This is a genomic window from Rubrobacter aplysinae, from assembly GCF_001029505.1.
In the GTDB taxonomy this organism is placed as follows: domain Bacteria; phylum Actinomycetota; class Rubrobacteria; order Rubrobacterales; family Rubrobacteraceae; genus Rubrobacter_A; species Rubrobacter_A aplysinae.
The window spans coordinates 1-15,666 of sequence record NZ_LEKH01000020.1; the positions used below are offsets into that span (position 1 = coordinate 1).

The window sequence follows — 15,666 nt, forward strand, 5'->3', positions numbered from 1 at the left end:
GGTCGCGACCGGGGTGGGGTTCCTGGATCATATCCTGCACCTGCTGGCCCACCACTCCGGCATAAGCCTCTCCGTCCACGCCGAGGGCGACACCTGGGTGGACGACCATCACACCGTCGAGGATACGGGTCTCGGGCTCGGGCGCGCCCTGGACGAGGCGCTCGGCGACCGTGAGGGTCTCGTGCGTTTCGCCGACGCGAGCGCCCCGCTCATAGAGGCGCTCTCGACCGCCGTCGTGGATATGGGGGCCAGGTCGCACCTCACCTGCAGCCTCGGGCCGATGCCGGAGAAGATCGGGGCTTTCGACGTGGAGCTGTTCGAGGAGTTCCTGCGCGCCTTCACCCAGTATGGACGCTTCACGCTGCACCTGAACTGCCACTACGGCGAGAACGCCCACCACAAGGTCGAGTCCGGCGTGAAGGCGCTTGCCGTGGCCCTACGGCAGGGCACTGCCCTGCGCGAGTCCGGCTCGGCCTCCACCAAGGGAGTCGTGGACTAGCTTGGCGGGCGGCGCACTGGATACGGTCGTCTTCGACATCGGTAACGTGTTGATCGACTGGAACCCGAGGTACCTGTACCGCAAGATGTTCGACACCGAGAAGGAGATGGAGACCTTCGTATCGGACGTCGACGTGATGGGCTGGCACCTGGAGCAGGACCGGGGCCGCTCACTAGAAGAGGGTACGGAGGCCCTGATCTCCCGGCACCCCGAATACGCCGCCGAGATCGAGGCTTTCTACGGCCGTTGGGAGGAGATGTTCGGCGGCGAGATCGAGGGCGCCGTGCGCGTTCTCGGCGAGCTGCGGGCTCTCGGATACCCGCTGTACGCCCTGACGAACTACTCCTCCGAGACCTTCCCGCTCGCCCGCGAGCAGTACGGGTTCCTGCGGTGGTTCGACGAGATCGTCGTCTCCGGCGAGGAGGGTTTCGTAAAGCCGGACCGGGAGATCTACGACCTTCTTGTAGAGCGTACCGGCCTCGACCCCGCGAGGTCGGCGTTCGTGGACGATAAGGAGGAGAACGTGCGCACGGCGGAGGGGCTGGGCTTTACCGGCGTCGTCTTCCGGGACGGCGCAGAGCTCCGGGAGGAGATGATCCGGCTCGGCCTATTGAGTTCCGATGCTGCCGGAGAAACCGGAGAGGCGAATGGCTAACGGGCTGCGGGTCGCCGTGGTGGACTACGATGCGGGGAATACCCTCTCCGTGACCCGGGCCCTGGAGAAGGTCGGGGCCGTGGTGGACCTCACCCCGGAACCAAGTAAGGTGGCCTCCGCCGACGCCGTGGTCCTGCCCGGGGTCGGGAACTTCGGGGACTGCCTCGAGAAGCTGCGCTCGCGGGGCCTGGACGCCGCCTGCCGCGAAGCCGTCGAGCGGGGCACACCGTTTCTCGGGGTGTGTGTCGGGCTTCAGGCGCTCTTCGAGGGCTCGGAGGAGTCGCCGGAGGTCTCCGGCCTCGGCATCCTCTCCGGTACGTGCCGCCGCTTCGTCTCCGACGAGTCCGGGGAGCGGCTCAGGATACCGCACATGGGCTGGAACCACCTCTCCATCACCCGCGAACATCCGGTGCTCGACGGCCTGGACGGCGAGGCTTTCTACTTCGTCCACTCCTACTATCCGGAGCCGCTAGACGAAGGCGATCTCCTCGCGACCGCCGACTACGGCGGCGAGTTCTGCGCCGCCGCCGGACGCGACAACCTCGTTGCCACCCAGTTCCACCCCGAGAAGTCCAGCCGCGCCGGGCTTACGCTGTACGCGAACTTCCTCGCCTGGGCAGAGAAGACAGGATAGATAGGATGAGCAGATGATACCGGTGGAGTTCACGGTCTTCCCGGCGATAGACCTGCGTGGCGGCAGGTGCGTCCGGCTCAAGCAGGGCGACTTCGACCGCTCCAAGGAGTACGACGCAGATCCCGTGAGCCGTGCCCGGGAGTGGGAGCGTCAGGGGGCGCGGGCGATTCACGTCGTCGACCTGGACGGCGCGAAGAGCGGCTCTCCGGTCCAGCTGGATCTCATAAAGGAGATGGCCCGAGCGGTAGACGTGCCGCTCCAGGCCGGCGGCGGCGTCCGCACCCTGGAGGACGCGCGCCGGCTCCGGGATTCCGGGGCGGCCCGCATGGTCATGGGCACCGCCGCCGTGGACGACAGAGACTTGCGGCTGCGAGCCGTGGAGGAGCTTGGCGTGGCGCTGGTCGTGGCCGTTGATGCCCGTGGCGGCGTGGTCGCAACCCACGGCTGGCAGCGCGAGAGCGGAATAGAGGTCCTGGAGCTCGCCGAAGAGCTAGACGCCGACGGCGTGGCCTCCGTCCTGTACACCGACGTATCCCGCGACGGCATGGACGCCGGGGCCGCCCTCGAAGAGACCGCCGCCGTCGCCGAGAGGATAGCCACCATAGCCAGCGGCGGCGTACGTGGCGCCTCGGACATCTCCGCCCTCGCAAAGCTCCCCGGTGTAACGGGAGCGATAGTTGGCACGGCTCTCTACGAGGGTGCCGTCACGCTGGAGGAGCTACTCGAGGCCGCGAGCAAGGGCTGAGGACCCCCCGGGTAGCCCGCGCGGAGAGCAAAACCGGTAATTCAGCCAGGTTTCACGGTAGCGCCAGGGGTCTAGAGGGCGTGTTTGCAGAACGCGGGCGGATTAGCCGTCGCCTACCGTCGCCTACCGTCGCCTGCTCTGCGACCGTGCTTTAGACTGGAGCTGTTTTGTACGGGCCGGGTGCTTTGGTTACGAGCTTCACGGGATTGCGGTGGCGGCTGGTGCTGGCCGCCAGCCTGGCCGTTGCGGTGCTCGGCTGGGTTATCGGGTACCTCTCGGTCTTCGTCTTCGTCGCCTCCATGGGAATCCTGAGCCGCAGGGAGGTCTCGGATGCCGAGATACAAGCCTTCGGCGACGTCATGGTCTACGGCGGGCCGATCTTGCACCTGGGCCTCGTCCTCGTGGCGGCGCGTTGGCTCTCGCTGAAGGTCGGCGAGCGGTTCCTGATGTATGGGGTCTGCATCGGGCTCCTCTCGACCATGCTGCATCAGGTCATGGGGCTGAACTGGGCGCCGTTCACGGTAGAGCAAGCTGCCCGGTATCTGGCTCTGGCCCTGGTGGGCGGCCTGCTCGGCGGCCTCTGGGGCAGGGCGACGTGGGAGCGCCGGGAAGCACTCTACAATACGAGCCTCCGGCTCGGTTCCGCTGCGGACGCCGGGGACACGGTCGCGGCTATAGGCGAGAGCCTGGCCGGGCCAGATGTCGGCGGCGTCATCCTTCTGAGGGCGGTAGTCCGCCCCGGAGAGAGCTCCCCGGAAAAGCTGGAACCCCTGGCCCACTGGCCCGCGGAAAACGGTCCGGGTCTGCCGCTGGAGGCCCTCGTGGACGGGGGTGTGATCCGGGCCGCCGGGCTCTCTGGGGGGACGGCCTCCCCGGTGTTGCTCCGTTCCGGCGAGATGCCGGAAGATTGGAAAGAGGCCCGGAAGAGCCGTAATGTGGGCTCCGTACTCCTGCTCCCGCTCCACTATCCCGGGGCGGCTGAATCCGCACCGGAGAGGCGGGTAAGCGCGCTCGCGGTTACTTTCCGCCGGAAGCTGTGGAGGCCTTCGAGGGGCGTCGTGCGCGACTACCAGACCATAGCAGTCCAGGTGACGCTCGCCCTGGAGAACATGCGGCTCCTCGAAGAGGCCCGCAGAGCAGGCCGGGAGGCCGGCGTCCTCGTCGAGCGCCAGCGGCTGGCGCACGAGATCCACGACACCCTGGCCCAGGGCTTCAATAGCATAGTCATAAAGCTCGAAACGATGGAGCGGAGGCTGCCCCCGGCTGCGGCGGCCGCGCGTACGGACCTTGACTCGGCCCGCGCCACCGCCCGCGAGAGCCTCGCGGAGGCGCGGAGGCTAATATGGGCCCTGCGCCCCGAAGCACTCGACCGGCACTCGCTGCCCGAGGCCCTGCAGACGCTCGCCGAACGGTGGTCCGGTGAGAACGACGCTCGCGCGGGAGTAAGCGTGTCCGGCACGCCCCGGCAACTGCCGACGGAGGTAGAGACCGCGCTGCTCAGGACCGCCCAGGAGACGCTCTCGAACGCCCGCAAGCACGCCCGTGCCAGCCGGGTAATGCTGACGCTATCGTACATGAAGGGCCTGGTCGTGCTCGACGCCTGGGACGACGGCGTCGGCTTCGACCCCGGCGGAGTGTCCAGGGAAGCCATGCCCCACGACACCGGAGGCTTCGGGTTGCGGGCGATGCGGGAGAGGATCTCACAGCTCGGCGGCTCGGTCACGGTCGAGAGTGAGCCCGGAGAGGGGACCTCTCTGGCGGTAGAGCTGCCGGTCGCGGAGGGCGCGGAGAAACAGGGAGATGAAAGTCCCGCAGAGCCCGAGCCCCCCGGAGTGGAACTGCAGCCCGCCGGGGAGACCGCGAGGAGGGCCCGCTGACCCCATGAGCATCCGCATACTCATCTGCGACGATCACATGGTAGTTCGCGCCGGCCTGCGGGGGCTCGTCTCCGAGGAGCCTGGTATGGAGGTGGTCGGAGAGGCGGCCGACGGAGAGGAGGCGGTCGCTCTCGCCGGGAGACTAAAGCCCGACGTGGTCCTCATGGACCTGCGAATGCCGCACATGGACGGCGTTACGGCGATCTCCCGCATCAAGGCCGACTACCCCAGTATACACGCGATAGTCCTTACCACCTACGAGAGCGACGCCGACATAGTAAAGGCCATAGATAGAGGGGCGACCGGATATCTGCTCAAGAACGCCCCGAGCGAGGAGCTCTTTGGGGCCATTCGCGCCGCCGCCGAGGGCAAGCCGCTCCTTTCCCCGGCCGTCACGGCACGCCTCATGAACCGAGTGCGGGGGCCCGCCGAAGAAGCGTTGAGCACCCGCGAGATCGAGGTCCTGGAGCTCGTCGCCCGGGGGACGAGCAACAAGGAGATAGCCAAAGAGCTGTGGATCACGGAGACCACCGTAAAGACCCACATGGCCCACATATTCGAGAAGCTCGGCGTTACCGACCGCACGGCCGCCGTGACCGTGGCCCTTAGAAGGCAGATACTGAGGCTCGATGAGTGAGGGCTCGATGAGTGTAAGCCGCAGAGTAGAAACAACCGGACACGCGCGAGGGCGAGCCGGGTCCACTCGCGTCCTCTACCAGAGGCGTCTGGCCGCCGCCACGACGCCCCCCGCCACCAGGACCAGGACGCCTACACTGAGGGCCACGTAGGGCAGAGGCTCTGACGATATCTCCGTAGACTCCGCAGCTTCCGCGGCTTGCGTACCCCCCGTACCCTCCGCGGCGGAGTCATCTGAGTCCTCGGAACCGCTAGACTCCGCAGAGGCGGCATCGCCGTCCGGGGTTTCATCGTTCTCGTCGCCGCTTCCTCTATTATCTCTACCCCCGCTGTGCGTTCCCGCGCCGCCTCCGCCGCCGTCAGAGCCGTTGGCGTCTCCGGGGCCCGCACCGATTCCGGCTCCTGCGGATTCTGCGCCGGCTTCGTCCGAGCCTCCTGGGGAAGAAGGGGCGCGGGAGACGGGCGGCGCTCCGCTGCTCACGTCTTTCTCGGTGGCGAGCGCGGTCTTCATCCTGGCGCCGGGGGCCCTTTGCAGGGCTCTCGTGAAGCCCTCTAGGGCGCGCCGGGCATCCTCGCCGGCATCGGGCACGGCATCCTCTCCTCCGGCTTGCTGCCTACCGGTTATATCTTCCAGTCCGCCGCCCTTTCCGGCCATGTAGTACATGCAATTACCAGAGGCGTCGCACTCGTAGCTGGCGACGTTGAGGCACGCCTCTTTAGAGCCGCACACGTAGCAGGTCCCGGCCTCACCGTACCTCTCGTCCCGGGCCTGGACCTCGAAATAGTCGAAGTCGCCGGCGTCAAGCATGCCGGACTCCCACAACACGTACTCACAGTCCCAGTCGGGATCGCAGAAGAAGAACTCCTTGCCGGAGGGCCCGAGTATGTGACAGCCCGCCGCATCACAGTAGTCGAAATCCTCCGGTCCGGCTATGCCGAGGCGGGCGAGATCCTGGAAGCTATCCGGGGCCGGGCGCTCCCCGTACTCCTCGTACTGATCCCGCGTGTTGTCTGGTGGTGAAGCCTGGGCAAGCGCCGTATCGGCGGTCAGCAGCGTCGCGAGCACGAACGCGCAAAGAACCGCAAATGCGTTGAGTGACTTGAATCCGCTCATATGCCAGTCTCCATGTCGGATGTACCGGGGGCAACCGGGATCATTACAGGACCATTATTCATCAGGAGCATGGAGCCTGCATCCTGCGAGTGGAGTATTCCTGGGCGACTTTCGGAGGATACTCCCAGGTACGCCCGGAGTCTTTAGAGAGTCTGTGGAGGATCGGTAGATAATCTGCGGAGCATGGGCTTACGTGATTTTCGGAGGGTTTTGGAGGGTTTCTTAAGGTGGGCAGAGGCGGGCGGAGCGGTGAGATCATCCTACCGGCGAGAATAAGTCCTCCGTTCGGACGATCCCGGCCTCTGCCCGCCGCGGCAATATGACACCACAGGCCCGGAAGAGCCGGGCGCGGAAGACAAGGAGCGGGAGCATGCAAACCGGGATGAACAGACTGGAAGATAAGGCGGAGATGAGCCGGCGGCTCGGTCCAGCGAGCCTGGTGGCTTTGGGGATGCTCGTAGCGCTGCTCGCCGCTGCAGCGCCTGCCGCGGCCCAGGAAAACCCTTCCGGGGCGGGTACGGTGGACGTGACCTTCGAGCTTACCGTGGACGGTGAGGTGGCGGAGGGCCGGACGCTCGGGCTTGATCTGCCCGGTACGGCGGACATCGGCGGGACATTCTGCTCTACTGCCGCCCCCGATGCCCGGATACCGCGCTGTGAGGCCGGCGAGACCTATACCGCGACCTTCTTCAGCATCGGAAACAACGTGAGCACCGGGCCCCTGGCGGTGGCAGCGGGAGAGACCCGCTCCTACGAGTACACCGTCTCAAACGGCCAAGGTCTCATAGAGACCTTCGAGGCGGGCACGATAACCCCCACCGAGGACACCACCGTGAGCGCCACCTACCAGGCCGGAGACCAGGGCGACCAGAACCCTCCACAAGATCAGTACGGTCCGGGTGACGAGAATGGAGACCCCGGAAACAGTGAGGATCAGTACGAGAACGATCCGGTCGCTCCTCCTTCTGGCAGCGGCTCTCCTTCTGAATCTTCTGGATCTCCCGGAGCTTCCTCCAGCGATTCTAATGGCTCCGGCGGCTTGAGCATCCTGCCCGACACCGGCGGTGCCTCACTCCTCGCGCTCGGCGCGGGAGCCATGCTCGTGGCCAGTGGCCTGATAGCGAGGCGCATGACCAGCCAACGCTAGATCCTCCGTTACTCTCAGCCGCCACTCAGCGAGTCCGGGAGGGTGCCCGACACTCTCCCGGACTCCGCGGTGGACTGGCCGCGTATATGCAACATATACAGCCTCCCGGCAACCGGGGGGCTGACGGGCGGTGCCGGACGGAGCAGCGGCTTACCAAATACCGGAAAGCACACCTGTTACGCCGTCGCCGCGGTCGAGGCGCTCTATAACTTGATCGTAGAGGTTTTGGGCTCGCCTTCCTCGTACTTTGCGGATTGCAGGGTCTGTGAACAACCCTAAGCACTGTTTTCATGACCTCGACACGCTAAACGAGCGAGAAGCCTTTGAGGTCCTCTGCCCGCTCGGGGATGTCGAGTTCACCACCGTGTTGTGTCAGGAACTTGGGGAGGTTGTCGGCGTCTACGAACTCCAGGCCCAGGATTTGGCCCCCGGAGTCTATGTCGAGGTTTACGCCTTCTTCTAGCTCCACGGTGCGCGTCACGGCACCGTCCGGGATCTCCCGAAAGTAGATGTAGAGGGCGTTTACTTCGCTGTCTAGCTCGAATCTCATACGCTACCGATCCAAGACCTTGACGGTGACTATGTGGAATTGGCCGGTCATTGACTCAGTATAAACCACTTCTAGGGCACGCCCTCCTAAAGATCGACCACGTTGCGTACGTTTCCTTTGGCTCGGATGACTCCGTCCCCTGCCTGATAAGACGTTCTCTATGTCTTCCAGAGATACGTTCCGCTCGTTCATGCGTCTCCGGGCGTGGCTGCTCAGGGAGATCCGCACGTCAAACCGTCGCTGCAATCTGGCATGTCGGGCATGCCGGAAGTTTTAACTTCTACACTTCCAGTGTCGAGGTTTTGGGCTCGCCTTCCTCGTACTTGGCGGACTGGAGCGTCTTCCAGGAGAACTGGGTGAGCGTCTCGTCCGAGGGGGACTTGGCGAGGTCGGGGTCGGTCCTGGCTATTGCCCGGCGGGCGGTCTCTACAGCCCAGTCGAGGGAGCGTGTAATCTCGAACGCCCGTGCGGCCTGGTACTTTATCTGTAGCGTCTCCGGCTCGGCGTCGTCGGCGGAGAAAGTTAGCTCATACTCCTCCGTGCGGCTCTCGTAGTCCCCGATGCGCCGGGCCGTGCAGGTTAGCTCTGTCATGGCCGCATCCTAACACCGGGGGGATGGGCGTACCGGCATGATATAACGCCGCTATGGATCTTGAGGCCCTCCACGGCGGCTCTTTCGTACACTGGGAGCGGGTCGCGGGCTCCTGGAGCAAGCGCACCGTCTCCTCGCGCCTCTTGCTCTTCGCCGCCCGCCACTACCTGGCCGCCGTGGGCGACGCGGCGCCCGACCCCGAGCGGCAGGAGCTGCTCGAAGGGGCTCCGCTGCCGAAAGAGGTCAAGGATGCCTTTACGAGGCCGCCACAGGCCCCGGGCGACGAGCGGGACCGGTTGTGGGGAGAGTTCGTGGATGCCGCCGTGGTCGCGGAGCTGGATGTGATCTCCTACGGCGAGCGTCCGCCGCTGCTGCACGAGCTGCGAAACGGCCTGGAGGCCGCCGCCGAGGAGGCCGGTCCACAGACCCCGCTGGGACGGTGGCTCACCTCCCGCCGTGAAGCGTTGCCGGGCTCTGACCTGCCCGACGACCCGGAGTTCGTGCCCGTGTAGCGGGCGTGGAGGCCGGAGCTCTCGAGCCCCGGACGTTTGAAGTGTAGGCGCGAGCCCCGTACGGAGAGCATCTGATGAACAGACCCGGCGCCCGGGTTGCTCCCTACGATGCCTGAGCCGGAGCCTCGAAATCCCTGGCGAGACGTGTTTTTAGCAGAGACTCCGCTTGGCGCGCCGACTCCAGCTCTCCTCGCGGGATCTTTAATATCAGCGTGCCCTGCTCGTTGTTGGAGACGCCGCTCGTGGCCGCCGGGTCCTCCGCCTCTATGACGAGCCTGTTGCCGAGCAGGCCCGTCTTGAGCTCCACGGACCGGATCCCGGATACAGCCAGACTCACCCGCCGAGGCTCCTCTGTCCGGTATCCAAGCTTCAGCACTATACCCGTCTCGCCTACCTCGGCTATCCCGGAGCCCAGGGAGGGCGGACCGACGTATGCGCCGGTCTGGGGTAGCTTGAAAGTAAACCTTATCAGTCGCCCGCCTTGCTCCATCGTCCACCCGCATTACGACTCCGGTTACAACCACGCCGCCCCTGACGTAGCCCCTGAGACGCGCCCTGTCAGAGAGGCGGAAGCTCCAGAATCCATTCTCCGTCTGCACGGATTCTCACGCAACCAGGCCGGGCCCCACTCGACGACTCGTCGAGTCTGCGTTGGAGGCGGAGGGTCATCGTATCTCGCAAAGCGAAATATATTCACCATAGAATGAAAAATACTCTGGAAAGCTCCGTCCCGTCCGGGTAAGATGCCGGGAGGCAGTCGTGTCCGGGCCGGGGAGGGCCGGAGGCGCGGTTCTGGAGACGTTCGATGTCGTTTGATGGCAGCGGCGGAAGCGAGAGAAAAGAGGGGTGGGATGGAAGCGATACCGAGTGCCAGCTACAGCATGACGCTGCGCGTGGAGTTTCCGCATCAGGCCGGGTCCCTGGGGCGGGTGTTGACGGCGATAGGGGATGCCGGGGGCATGATCGGCGCGGTGGACATCGTGCGGATGCGGCAGGAGTCGTCCATAAGGGACATTACCGTGAACGCCAGCGACTCCGACCACGGCGGGCGCATAGTGGAGGCCGTGGATGCACTGGACGGCGTGCGGGTCATAAACATCTCGGACCGCACCTTCCTGATGCACCTCGGCGGCAAGATCGAGGTCCGCTCCAAGATGCCCGTGAGGACCCGCGACGACCTCTCGATGGCCTACACGCCGGGGGTGGCGAGGGTGTGCCGCGCCATCGCCGAGGACCGCGAGCGCGCCTTCAACCTGACCATAAAGCGGAACACGGTCGCCGTCGTCTCCGACGGCACGGCCGTTCTGGGTCTCGGGGACATAGGCCCCGAGGCGGCGATGCCGGTCATGGAAGGCAAGGCCATGCTCTTCCGGGAGTTCGCCGAGGTGGACGCCTTCCCGATCTGCCTCGACACGACGGATACCGAGGAGATCATCTCCAGCGTAAAGAACCTGGCCCCCGGCTTTGGCGGCATAAACCTGGAGGACATCGCGGCGCCGCGTTGTTTTGAGATAGAGAACAGGCTAAAGGAAGAGCTGGACATCCCCGTGTTCCACGACGACCAGCACGGCACTGCGGTGGTGGTCCTCGCCGCGCTATACAACTCCCTGAAGATCGTGGACAAGAGCCTCGAGGATTTGCGGGTGGTGGTGAACGGCGTGGGAGCCTCCGGCGTGGCGTGCGCAAAGATCATGCTCGCCGCCGGGGTGAAGAACATCGTCGGCTGCGACTCTCGGGGCATCGTGCATCAGGGCCGCGAGGGGCTTGACACCTCCAAGGGCTGGTACGCGGAGAACACCAACCCCGAGGGCATCACCGGCACCCTTTCCGACGCCGTGCGCGGCGCGGACCTGTTCCTCGGGCTCTCCGTACCGGACGTACTCACACTGGAAGACGTCAAGACGATGGCGGAGGACCCGATCATCTTCGCCATGGCGAACCCGGACCCCGAGATAAGGCCCGAGATAGCCGTGGACGCGAGCCGCATCATAGCCACGGGCCGCTCGGACTACCCGAACCAGATCAACAACGTCCTCTGCTTCCCCGGCATCTTCCGCGGAGCCCTGGAGGTAAGGGCCAGGGAGATAGATGAGCCCATGAAGCTGGCGGCCGCGCAGGCCATAGCGGAGGTGGTGCCCGAGGAAGCGGTCTCGGAGGACTACATAATCCCCTCCGTGTTCGACGAGCGGGTGGCCCCGGCGGTGGCGGATGCCGTCGCCGAGGCCGCCCACAAGAGCGGCTCCGCCAGGCGTTCCCCGGAAGAGCGGGAGGAGGGCGTCAAGGGCGCGGGCCTCGGCATGACGAGCACGTAGGGCAGTAGAGCACGCGGAGCGTATAGAAAGCTCTGCCATCCTCTGACCGGGGCTACCGGGCACCCTGAGATCTTTTCGGGGTCCCCGATGGTCTCGGTAGCTGCACCGGTAGCCCCGGAGACTGGGCCGGGAGTAGTGTTCTCCGGCGGAACGTCTCGTGGGAGGAGACGAGGAGCCGGTGGCAACCGCCCGCGAGGGACGTAGAATGTGGCCATGCCGGTACCGAAACAGATATTCGTGTGCGCCACTCCTGGGGAGGGGCGTTGTGGAGAGAAGGGCGGGGGCGAGCTACTGGAGAGGTTCCGGGAGGAGATCTCCTCCCGTGGGCACCCCTCCGGGCTCGTGCTGCGTAACTCGTGTACCCGCCGCCACGAGGAAGGTCCGGTCGTCTTCGTCTTCCCGGATGACGTGTGGTACACGCGGGTAACGCAGGCGGAGGTCCCGGAGATAGTGGAGCGTCACCTGGAGAGGCGGGAGGAGAGACGGGACCACGATACGGGGGCCGCGTAGTTTACGTAGCCTAACGCCGGTCTGCTAGACGCCCGGTGGTGTCGAATCCCAGACGGCCGATGGTGCGCTCCATGGACCAGTCCGCGCCCGTGAGGAGCCGGGCCCGGCGGCCCCGCAGGTAGTAGAGGAAGATGCTCCGGTACAGGGCCTGGGCCTTCGGGCCGGAGAACTTTGCTCCCGCCGCCTCGGCGACCGCGCTCTCGGGCCCGAGGCTCACGACGTAGCCCCGGTCGAAGTACGAGAATGGCCGGCGCTCCCGACCCCGCGTGCGGCGATCGAGATCCCGGGCGATCCAGGGTCCCTGCTGTACGGCCACGGAGGCGGTCGGGGGCAGCGGGCCGTGGTCCGGGTCCGTGTACACCCCGGCGTCGCCCGGGACGTAGATCTCCGGGTGATCCGGCAACGTGAGGTAGCCGTCAAGCGCCGCCCTCCCGGAACCGTCGGTCTCGGCATCCAGGGAGCCGTTTAGCGGCGCGGCGTGTACCCCGGCGGTCCACACGCGGGCGCGGGCCGGTATACGCTCGTCTCCGGCGCTTACGCCGTCGCCGTCGGCCCCGGTGACCGGGGTGTTCAGCCGCACCTCGACGCCCAGCTCCCGTAGCTCCCGCAGGGCGACTTCGTGGAAGTAGGGGTCGAGCCAACCCAGCAGCCGGTCCGTGGCCTCCAGGAGCACCACCCGGGGCTCCCGCGCCGGGGGGCGGGGCGTGCGCTTCTTCAGATAGTCGAAGAGGGAGGCTATCTCGGCGGCTAGCTCCACGCCGGTGGCCCCGCCGCCGACGAGCGTGACCGTAAGTGTCCCCTCCGCTTCGTCTCCACGCACGGAGTCTCTCCAGGCTTCGTCCAGAGCGGAACGTAGCGAGAGGGCGTCCCCGAGCGACCAGAAGAGCCCGAAGCTATCCGCCATCTCCGCGGGCGGCGGGGTGGGACGGCTGCCGGCCGCGAGCACCAGGTACTCGTACTCCACGGGGCCGGCGCTCGTGTGCAGGGTGCGGGTCTCGGGGGAGATACCCTCTACGCTCGCCCGGAGAAAGTCGCAGCGGCCCCGGCACAGAGCGGGTATGCTGCTCCGGACGCTATCCGGGTGGACCCTGCCCACGGCGACCTCGTGGATCAGGGGTATGAAGTCCCACTCGGTCTCTTGGTCCACGAGCAGCGTCTGACCGGGGCGGCGCAGCGAGGGCGGCAGGCTCCGGATGAGCGAGGCTCCTGCGAAGCCCGCGCCCACCACGACCACCCGTGAGCGCCGGGGCTCCGGGGGGGTCATCGCGCGCCCTCTGGTTGTGGGGCCCGTATCACGCTAAAGCACGTCTTTCGTAAGATCTCTACGCCTCCAGAGCCCTGGTGTGATGTTCGACGTGGTGGATCACGCCGAGAGTATACCGGTGCTTTGCCCATGACCGCCCGCAGAATCACCGGAGCCCGTCCGTACACACGATGAGCCCTGACTTACAGCATGCGTACCACACTTTACAAAGTGGGGAGACATCTCTAGACTTCGGGACGGGAGGCGAGCCGTGGGGTGACGGCGCGCGGGGAACCGGCATGGATACGGGGGAGAGTAGCCCTTGAGGGCTTGGAAAGGGGGCCGCTTTGCGGAACCGGGAGATTGGAGCCGCAGAGGCCGGCGACGGCCTCGCGGAGAGCCTGGCAGAGGTCGAGGCTGCGTCTCCGGGGCTCATCGTGCGCCACACGAGCCGCCGGTTGGGGGCGCTCGCGCCGGAGGAGGCGCGGGAGCGTTTGATCTCCGGCAGCATCTCGTTCGCGGAGTTCGTGGATCAGGTCGGAGACGGGTTCCGGGAGCTTCTGGAGTTCATGACTGAGAACGACCTGCACCCCGGGCGTCCGGGGGAGGTTCTGTACTGTATCGAGCGCAACTCCCACACCGCGGGCCGCCGGGATCTCAGGATGCAGCTCAAGCATCTCTACGCCCCGCAGGCCCCAGAGCACAGGCGGGGATAGACGAGAGTAGGCATGGCCAGGCGGTGGCGGCTGTGGTTAATCCCGGGTATCGGGGCGGGTTTGGGTTTAGAATTCCGGTCGTGAAGCTCGTAAAGACCAGCCCGAGCGGATAACAGGGAGGAAGCCCGTGAGCGAAGATACCCAGAAAAAGGTCATCTCGATAGCGTCCACATTGATCGCTTCCCAGCTAGCCAGCAGGCTCGCGGGCAAGCTCCTGGCGGAGCCAGAGACCGAGAGCCGGAGGGTCAGGGACGACGCCAAGGAGGCGCTCGTAAAAGCGGTCTTCTCCCTGGTTTCGACGATCATAGCCTCCATAATAATCCGGCAGTTCTTGGCCAAGCGCTGGGGAGCCTAGTAGGTCCAATAGACTCGGTAGAGCGGTCCCCGTCGCTTACGGTCCGGTGGAGGCTGCCTGAGAAGGGGGCGTGCCCTCTAGCTCCGGTTACGGTATCATCCGTGGCATGACTGCTACGCTGATCGTATTGCTTATTATAGTGGCCCTGATCGGGGTCTCGCTCGCGCTCGGGAGGACGTCCAGGGAGGCGCAGGCCGTCCGTGACGACGAGTTTGTGGAGCTGGACGGCTCCTGGATCCGCTACCGGGTCACCGGTCAGGGTCCCCCGGTGCTGCTGGTCCACGGTCTGCTATCGTCGTCCAGGATCTGGGAACCGCTGGCCAAGAGGCTTTCGGGGCAGTTTACGGTGTACTCGTTGGACCTCCGGGGGTTCGGGGAGTCGGACAAGCCGCTTACCGGCTACGGGGTGAGGCACGGCAGCCGCGTGCTGTACGCTTTCTGCTCCCATTTCAGGCTCAACAACGCGGCCATCGTCGGACACGACGTCGGCGGTGACATGGTCGTCAAGCTCGCCGCGGACCACCCGGAGTTCGCCCGGAGCGTGACGCTCGTCGCCGTCCCCGCAAACGAGGATCAGATGGACTTGCCGACCTCGCTGTGGCTCGCCACGCTGCCGGTTATCGGGCCGCTGTTCTACGTGATCGGGCAGTACGCGGACTTCGTGCGTAAGCTGTGGTTGAAGCCGTTCGTCTCGGACAAGCGGGACCTGCCCGAGGAGCTAATGGAGGACGCCGCCGCTTCCGTGCCCGCCGCGCTGCGCTCCACCTTCAACACCGTGAGGCGGGAGATCTCCCGTGAGCGTGTCGCCCGGCAGGCGCGGCATCTGCAGGCCCCGGTGCTGGTGCTCGCCGGCGAAGAGGACCAGATCGTGGACCCCCAGGCCGCCGAGGTGTGGGCCGGGAGTGCGCCGCGCTCGGAGGTGGCGATACTCGAAGGCTGCGGCCACCTGCCGATGAGCGAGCTACCAGAGGAGTTCAGCTCCCGCCTGCTCACCTTTCTCGCCGGGAACGAAAGCGGTCACTCCCGGAGGAGCTCCCGGGCACCACGCGAGGAGGCATCTTCTGGAATGCCCAGGGAGGTCAGGGACCCCCGGGAGTCCGGACAGGACTCGCGCGGCATAGACGGCCTGGAGCCGGATGAGGAGGCCAGCGCCGCCGAGACCGCAGAACCTCCCCCCAGAGTCTCACGCGGGCCCGTGGGGAGGGGAGGCAGGCTCCGGCGGGCAGGCGCGGCTCGCCGTGAGGAAGACGATACCGGTGAGATGGGGTACGTGCCGGAGAAGAACGAGAGCCAGGAAGAGGAACAGGCGAGAAAGCAAGAAGAGAGCAGGGAAGAGGGGCCGGAGGGTAGGCAAGAGGCCAAGCCTGCGGTGGAGCCCGGGGAGGACCCGGACTCCACGCGCCGCGTCGAGCGCCAGGACGGCGGTGGCCGGCCGGGCGGCGAGGATATCATCCCCGAGCTCCCCGACGACCTATTCCGCTGGTCCGACGTCCGTAAGGGCCGCCGTCGCGGGCGCGGTGAGGAAAATGGCGGCGGCCGCGAGAGCGGGGAACGGGGAGACTAGGACCT

The 15,666-nt window shown here is 66.1% G+C and carries 19 protein-coding genes; 13 read left to right on the forward strand and 6 right to left on the reverse strand.

The window, feature by feature from the left end; all coding sequences use genetic code 11:
• From ABD53_RS14000 to ABD53_RS14025, 6 genes are all read left to right on the forward strand, one after another.
• A partial coding sequence (locus ABD53_RS14000) for an imidazoleglycerol-phosphate dehydratase (protein WP_047866448.1) occupies positions 1-499 on the forward strand: 499 nt, incomplete at its 5' end.
• A 1-nt stretch (position 500) separates the two neighbouring features.
• On the forward strand, positions 501-1,154 hold the full coding sequence (locus ABD53_RS14005) for an HAD family hydrolase (protein ID WP_200900405.1): 654 nt from the start codon (positions 501-503) through the stop codon (positions 1,152-1,154).
• On the forward strand, positions 1,147-1,788 hold the full coding sequence (gene hisH, locus ABD53_RS14010; protein WP_047866449.1) for an imidazole glycerol phosphate synthase subunit HisH: 642 nt from the start codon (positions 1,147-1,149) through the stop codon (positions 1,786-1,788). The genes ABD53_RS14005 and hisH overlap by 8 nt, the downstream gene beginning before the upstream one ends.
• A 13-nt stretch (positions 1,789-1,801) precedes the next feature.
• Positions 1,802-2,533: a 1-(5-phosphoribosyl)-5-[(5-phosphoribosylamino)methylideneamino]imidazole-4-carboxamide isomerase gene (gene hisA, locus ABD53_RS14015; protein ID WP_053058109.1), complete on the forward strand. Its 732-nt coding sequence runs from the start codon at positions 1,802-1,804 to the stop codon at positions 2,531-2,533.
• 167 nt (positions 2,534-2,700) lie between these two features.
• Positions 2,701-4,410, forward strand: a complete 1,710-nt coding sequence (locus tag ABD53_RS16210; RefSeq protein WP_053058110.1) for a sensor histidine kinase — start codon at positions 2,701-2,703, stop codon at positions 4,408-4,410.
• Between the two features lie 4 nt (positions 4,411-4,414).
• Positions 4,415-5,047, forward strand: coding sequence for a response regulator (locus ABD53_RS14025; RefSeq protein ID WP_047866450.1), 633 nt, complete (start codon positions 4,415-4,417; stop codon positions 5,045-5,047).
• A 75-nt stretch (positions 5,048-5,122) separates the two neighbouring features.
• Here ABD53_RS14025 and ABD53_RS14030 read toward each other — a convergent pair whose 3' ends face one another.
• The gene (locus ABD53_RS14030) at positions 5,123-6,160 is read right to left on the reverse strand and encodes a hypothetical protein (RefSeq protein WP_047866451.1); all 1,038 of its coding nucleotides are present in this window, start codon (positions 6,158-6,160) and stop codon (positions 5,123-5,125) included.
• Positions 6,161-6,530: 370 nt separating this feature from the next.
• Between ABD53_RS14030 and ABD53_RS14035 the strand changes: the two genes are divergently transcribed.
• Positions 6,531-7,307: a hypothetical protein gene (locus ABD53_RS14035; protein ID WP_047866452.1), complete on the forward strand. Its 777-nt coding sequence runs from the start codon at positions 6,531-6,533 to the stop codon at positions 7,305-7,307.
• A gap of 304 nt (positions 7,308-7,611) precedes the next feature.
• Here ABD53_RS14035 and ABD53_RS14040 read toward each other — a convergent pair whose 3' ends face one another.
• Genes ABD53_RS14040 through ABD53_RS14045 form a run of 3 tightly spaced genes read right to left on the reverse strand, consistent with a single transcriptional unit; the run spans position 7,612 to position 8,449 of the window.
• Entirely contained in the window at positions 7,612-7,857 is a 246-nt protein-coding gene (locus ABD53_RS14040) for a DUF2283 domain-containing protein (RefSeq protein WP_047866453.1), read from the reverse strand.
• A 3-nt stretch (positions 7,858-7,860) separates the two neighbouring features.
• Positions 7,861-8,085 (reverse strand): DUF4258 domain-containing protein, encoded by a 225-nt coding sequence (locus tag ABD53_RS18045; RefSeq protein WP_407690117.1) that lies wholly within the window; start codon positions 8,083-8,085, stop codon positions 7,861-7,863.
• Positions 8,086-8,137: 52 nt separating this feature from the next.
• Positions 8,138-8,449 (reverse strand): hypothetical protein, encoded by a 312-nt coding sequence (locus tag ABD53_RS14045; RefSeq protein WP_047866454.1) that lies wholly within the window; start codon positions 8,447-8,449, stop codon positions 8,138-8,140.
• Between the two features lie 53 nt (positions 8,450-8,502).
• Between ABD53_RS14045 and ABD53_RS14050 the strand changes: the two genes are divergently transcribed.
• Positions 8,503-8,961: a hypothetical protein gene (locus ABD53_RS14050; protein ID WP_047866455.1), complete on the forward strand. Its 459-nt coding sequence runs from the start codon at positions 8,503-8,505 to the stop codon at positions 8,959-8,961.
• Positions 8,962-9,064: 103 nt separating this feature from the next.
• On the opposite strand, the gene ABD53_RS17060 is transcribed toward ABD53_RS14050, so the two are convergent.
• On the reverse strand, positions 9,065-9,298 hold the full coding sequence (locus ABD53_RS17060) for a hypothetical protein (RefSeq protein WP_152670790.1): 234 nt from the start codon (positions 9,296-9,298) through the stop codon (positions 9,065-9,067).
• A 514-nt stretch (positions 9,299-9,812) separates the two neighbouring features.
• Between ABD53_RS17060 and ABD53_RS14060 the strand changes: the two genes are divergently transcribed.
• Together ABD53_RS14060 and ABD53_RS14065 are read left to right on the forward strand one after the other, a co-directional pair.
• On the forward strand, positions 9,813-11,273 hold the full coding sequence (locus ABD53_RS14060; RefSeq protein WP_047866457.1) for an NAD-dependent malic enzyme: 1,461 nt from the start codon (positions 9,813-9,815) through the stop codon (positions 11,271-11,273).
• Positions 11,274-11,486: 213 nt separating this feature from the next.
• A complete protein-coding gene (locus ABD53_RS14065; RefSeq protein ID WP_047866494.1) occupies positions 11,487-11,783 on the forward strand; it encodes a (2Fe-2S) ferredoxin domain-containing protein in 297 nt (98 codons plus the stop codon).
• A 10-nt stretch (positions 11,784-11,793) separates the two neighbouring features.
• Here ABD53_RS14065 and ABD53_RS14070 read toward each other — a convergent pair whose 3' ends face one another.
• Positions 11,794-13,047, reverse strand: coding sequence for an NAD(P)/FAD-dependent oxidoreductase (locus tag ABD53_RS14070; protein ID WP_047866458.1), 1,254 nt, complete (start codon positions 13,045-13,047; stop codon positions 11,794-11,796).
• Between the two features lie 326 nt (positions 13,048-13,373).
• Here ABD53_RS14070 and ABD53_RS14075 point away from each other — a divergent pair, with 326 nt between their 5' ends.
• From ABD53_RS14075 to ABD53_RS14085, 3 genes are all read left to right on the forward strand, one after another.
• Positions 13,374-13,742, forward strand: a complete 369-nt coding sequence (locus tag ABD53_RS14075; protein WP_047866459.1) for a hypothetical protein — start codon at positions 13,374-13,376, stop codon at positions 13,740-13,742.
• A 127-nt stretch (positions 13,743-13,869) separates the two neighbouring features.
• A complete protein-coding gene (locus ABD53_RS14080; protein ID WP_047866460.1) occupies positions 13,870-14,097 on the forward strand; it encodes a hypothetical protein in 228 nt (75 codons plus the stop codon).
• 106 nt (positions 14,098-14,203) lie between these two features.
• Positions 14,204-15,661 (forward strand): alpha/beta fold hydrolase, encoded by a 1,458-nt coding sequence (locus ABD53_RS14085; RefSeq protein WP_152670791.1) that lies wholly within the window; start codon positions 14,204-14,206, stop codon positions 15,659-15,661.
• The last annotated feature ends 5 nt before the right edge of the window (positions 15,662-15,666 follow it).

Excerpts from the sequence above, each read along its gene's own strand:
- hisH (WP_047866449.1), top strand. The coding sequence starts at position 1,147 with ATGGCTAACGGGCTGCGGGTCGCCGTGGTGGACTACGATGCGGGGAAT.
- hisA (WP_053058109.1), top strand. The coding sequence starts at position 1,802 with ATGATACCGGTGGAGTTCACGGTCTTCCCGGCGATAGACCTGCGTGGC.
- ABD53_RS14025 (WP_047866450.1), top strand. The coding sequence starts at position 4,415 with ATGAGCATCCGCATACTCATCTGCGACGATCACATGGTAGTTCGCGCC.
- ABD53_RS14030 (WP_047866451.1), bottom strand. The coding sequence starts at position 6,160 with ATGAGCGGATTCAAGTCACTCAACGCATTTGCGGTTCTTTGCGCGTTC.
- ABD53_RS14035 (WP_047866452.1), top strand. The coding sequence starts at position 6,531 with ATGCAAACCGGGATGAACAGACTGGAAGATAAGGCGGAGATGAGCCGG.
- ABD53_RS14040 (WP_047866453.1), bottom strand. The coding sequence starts at position 7,857 with ATGAGATTCGAGCTAGACAGCGAAGTAAACGCCCTCTACATCTACTTT.
- ABD53_RS14045 (WP_047866454.1), bottom strand. The coding sequence starts at position 8,449 with ATGACAGAGCTAACCTGCACGGCCCGGCGCATCGGGGACTACGAGAGC.
- ABD53_RS14050 (WP_047866455.1), top strand. The coding sequence starts at position 8,503 with ATGGATCTTGAGGCCCTCCACGGCGGCTCTTTCGTACACTGGGAGCGG.
- ABD53_RS14060 (WP_047866457.1), top strand. The coding sequence starts at position 9,813 with ATGGAAGCGATACCGAGTGCCAGCTACAGCATGACGCTGCGCGTGGAG.
- ABD53_RS14065 (WP_047866494.1), top strand. The coding sequence starts at position 11,487 with ATGCCGGTACCGAAACAGATATTCGTGTGCGCCACTCCTGGGGAGGGG.
- ABD53_RS14070 (WP_047866458.1), bottom strand. The coding sequence starts at position 13,047 with ATGACCCCCCCGGAGCCCCGGCGCTCACGGGTGGTCGTGGTGGGCGCG.
- ABD53_RS14085 (WP_152670791.1), top strand. The coding sequence starts at position 14,204 with ATGACTGCTACGCTGATCGTATTGCTTATTATAGTGGCCCTGATCGGG.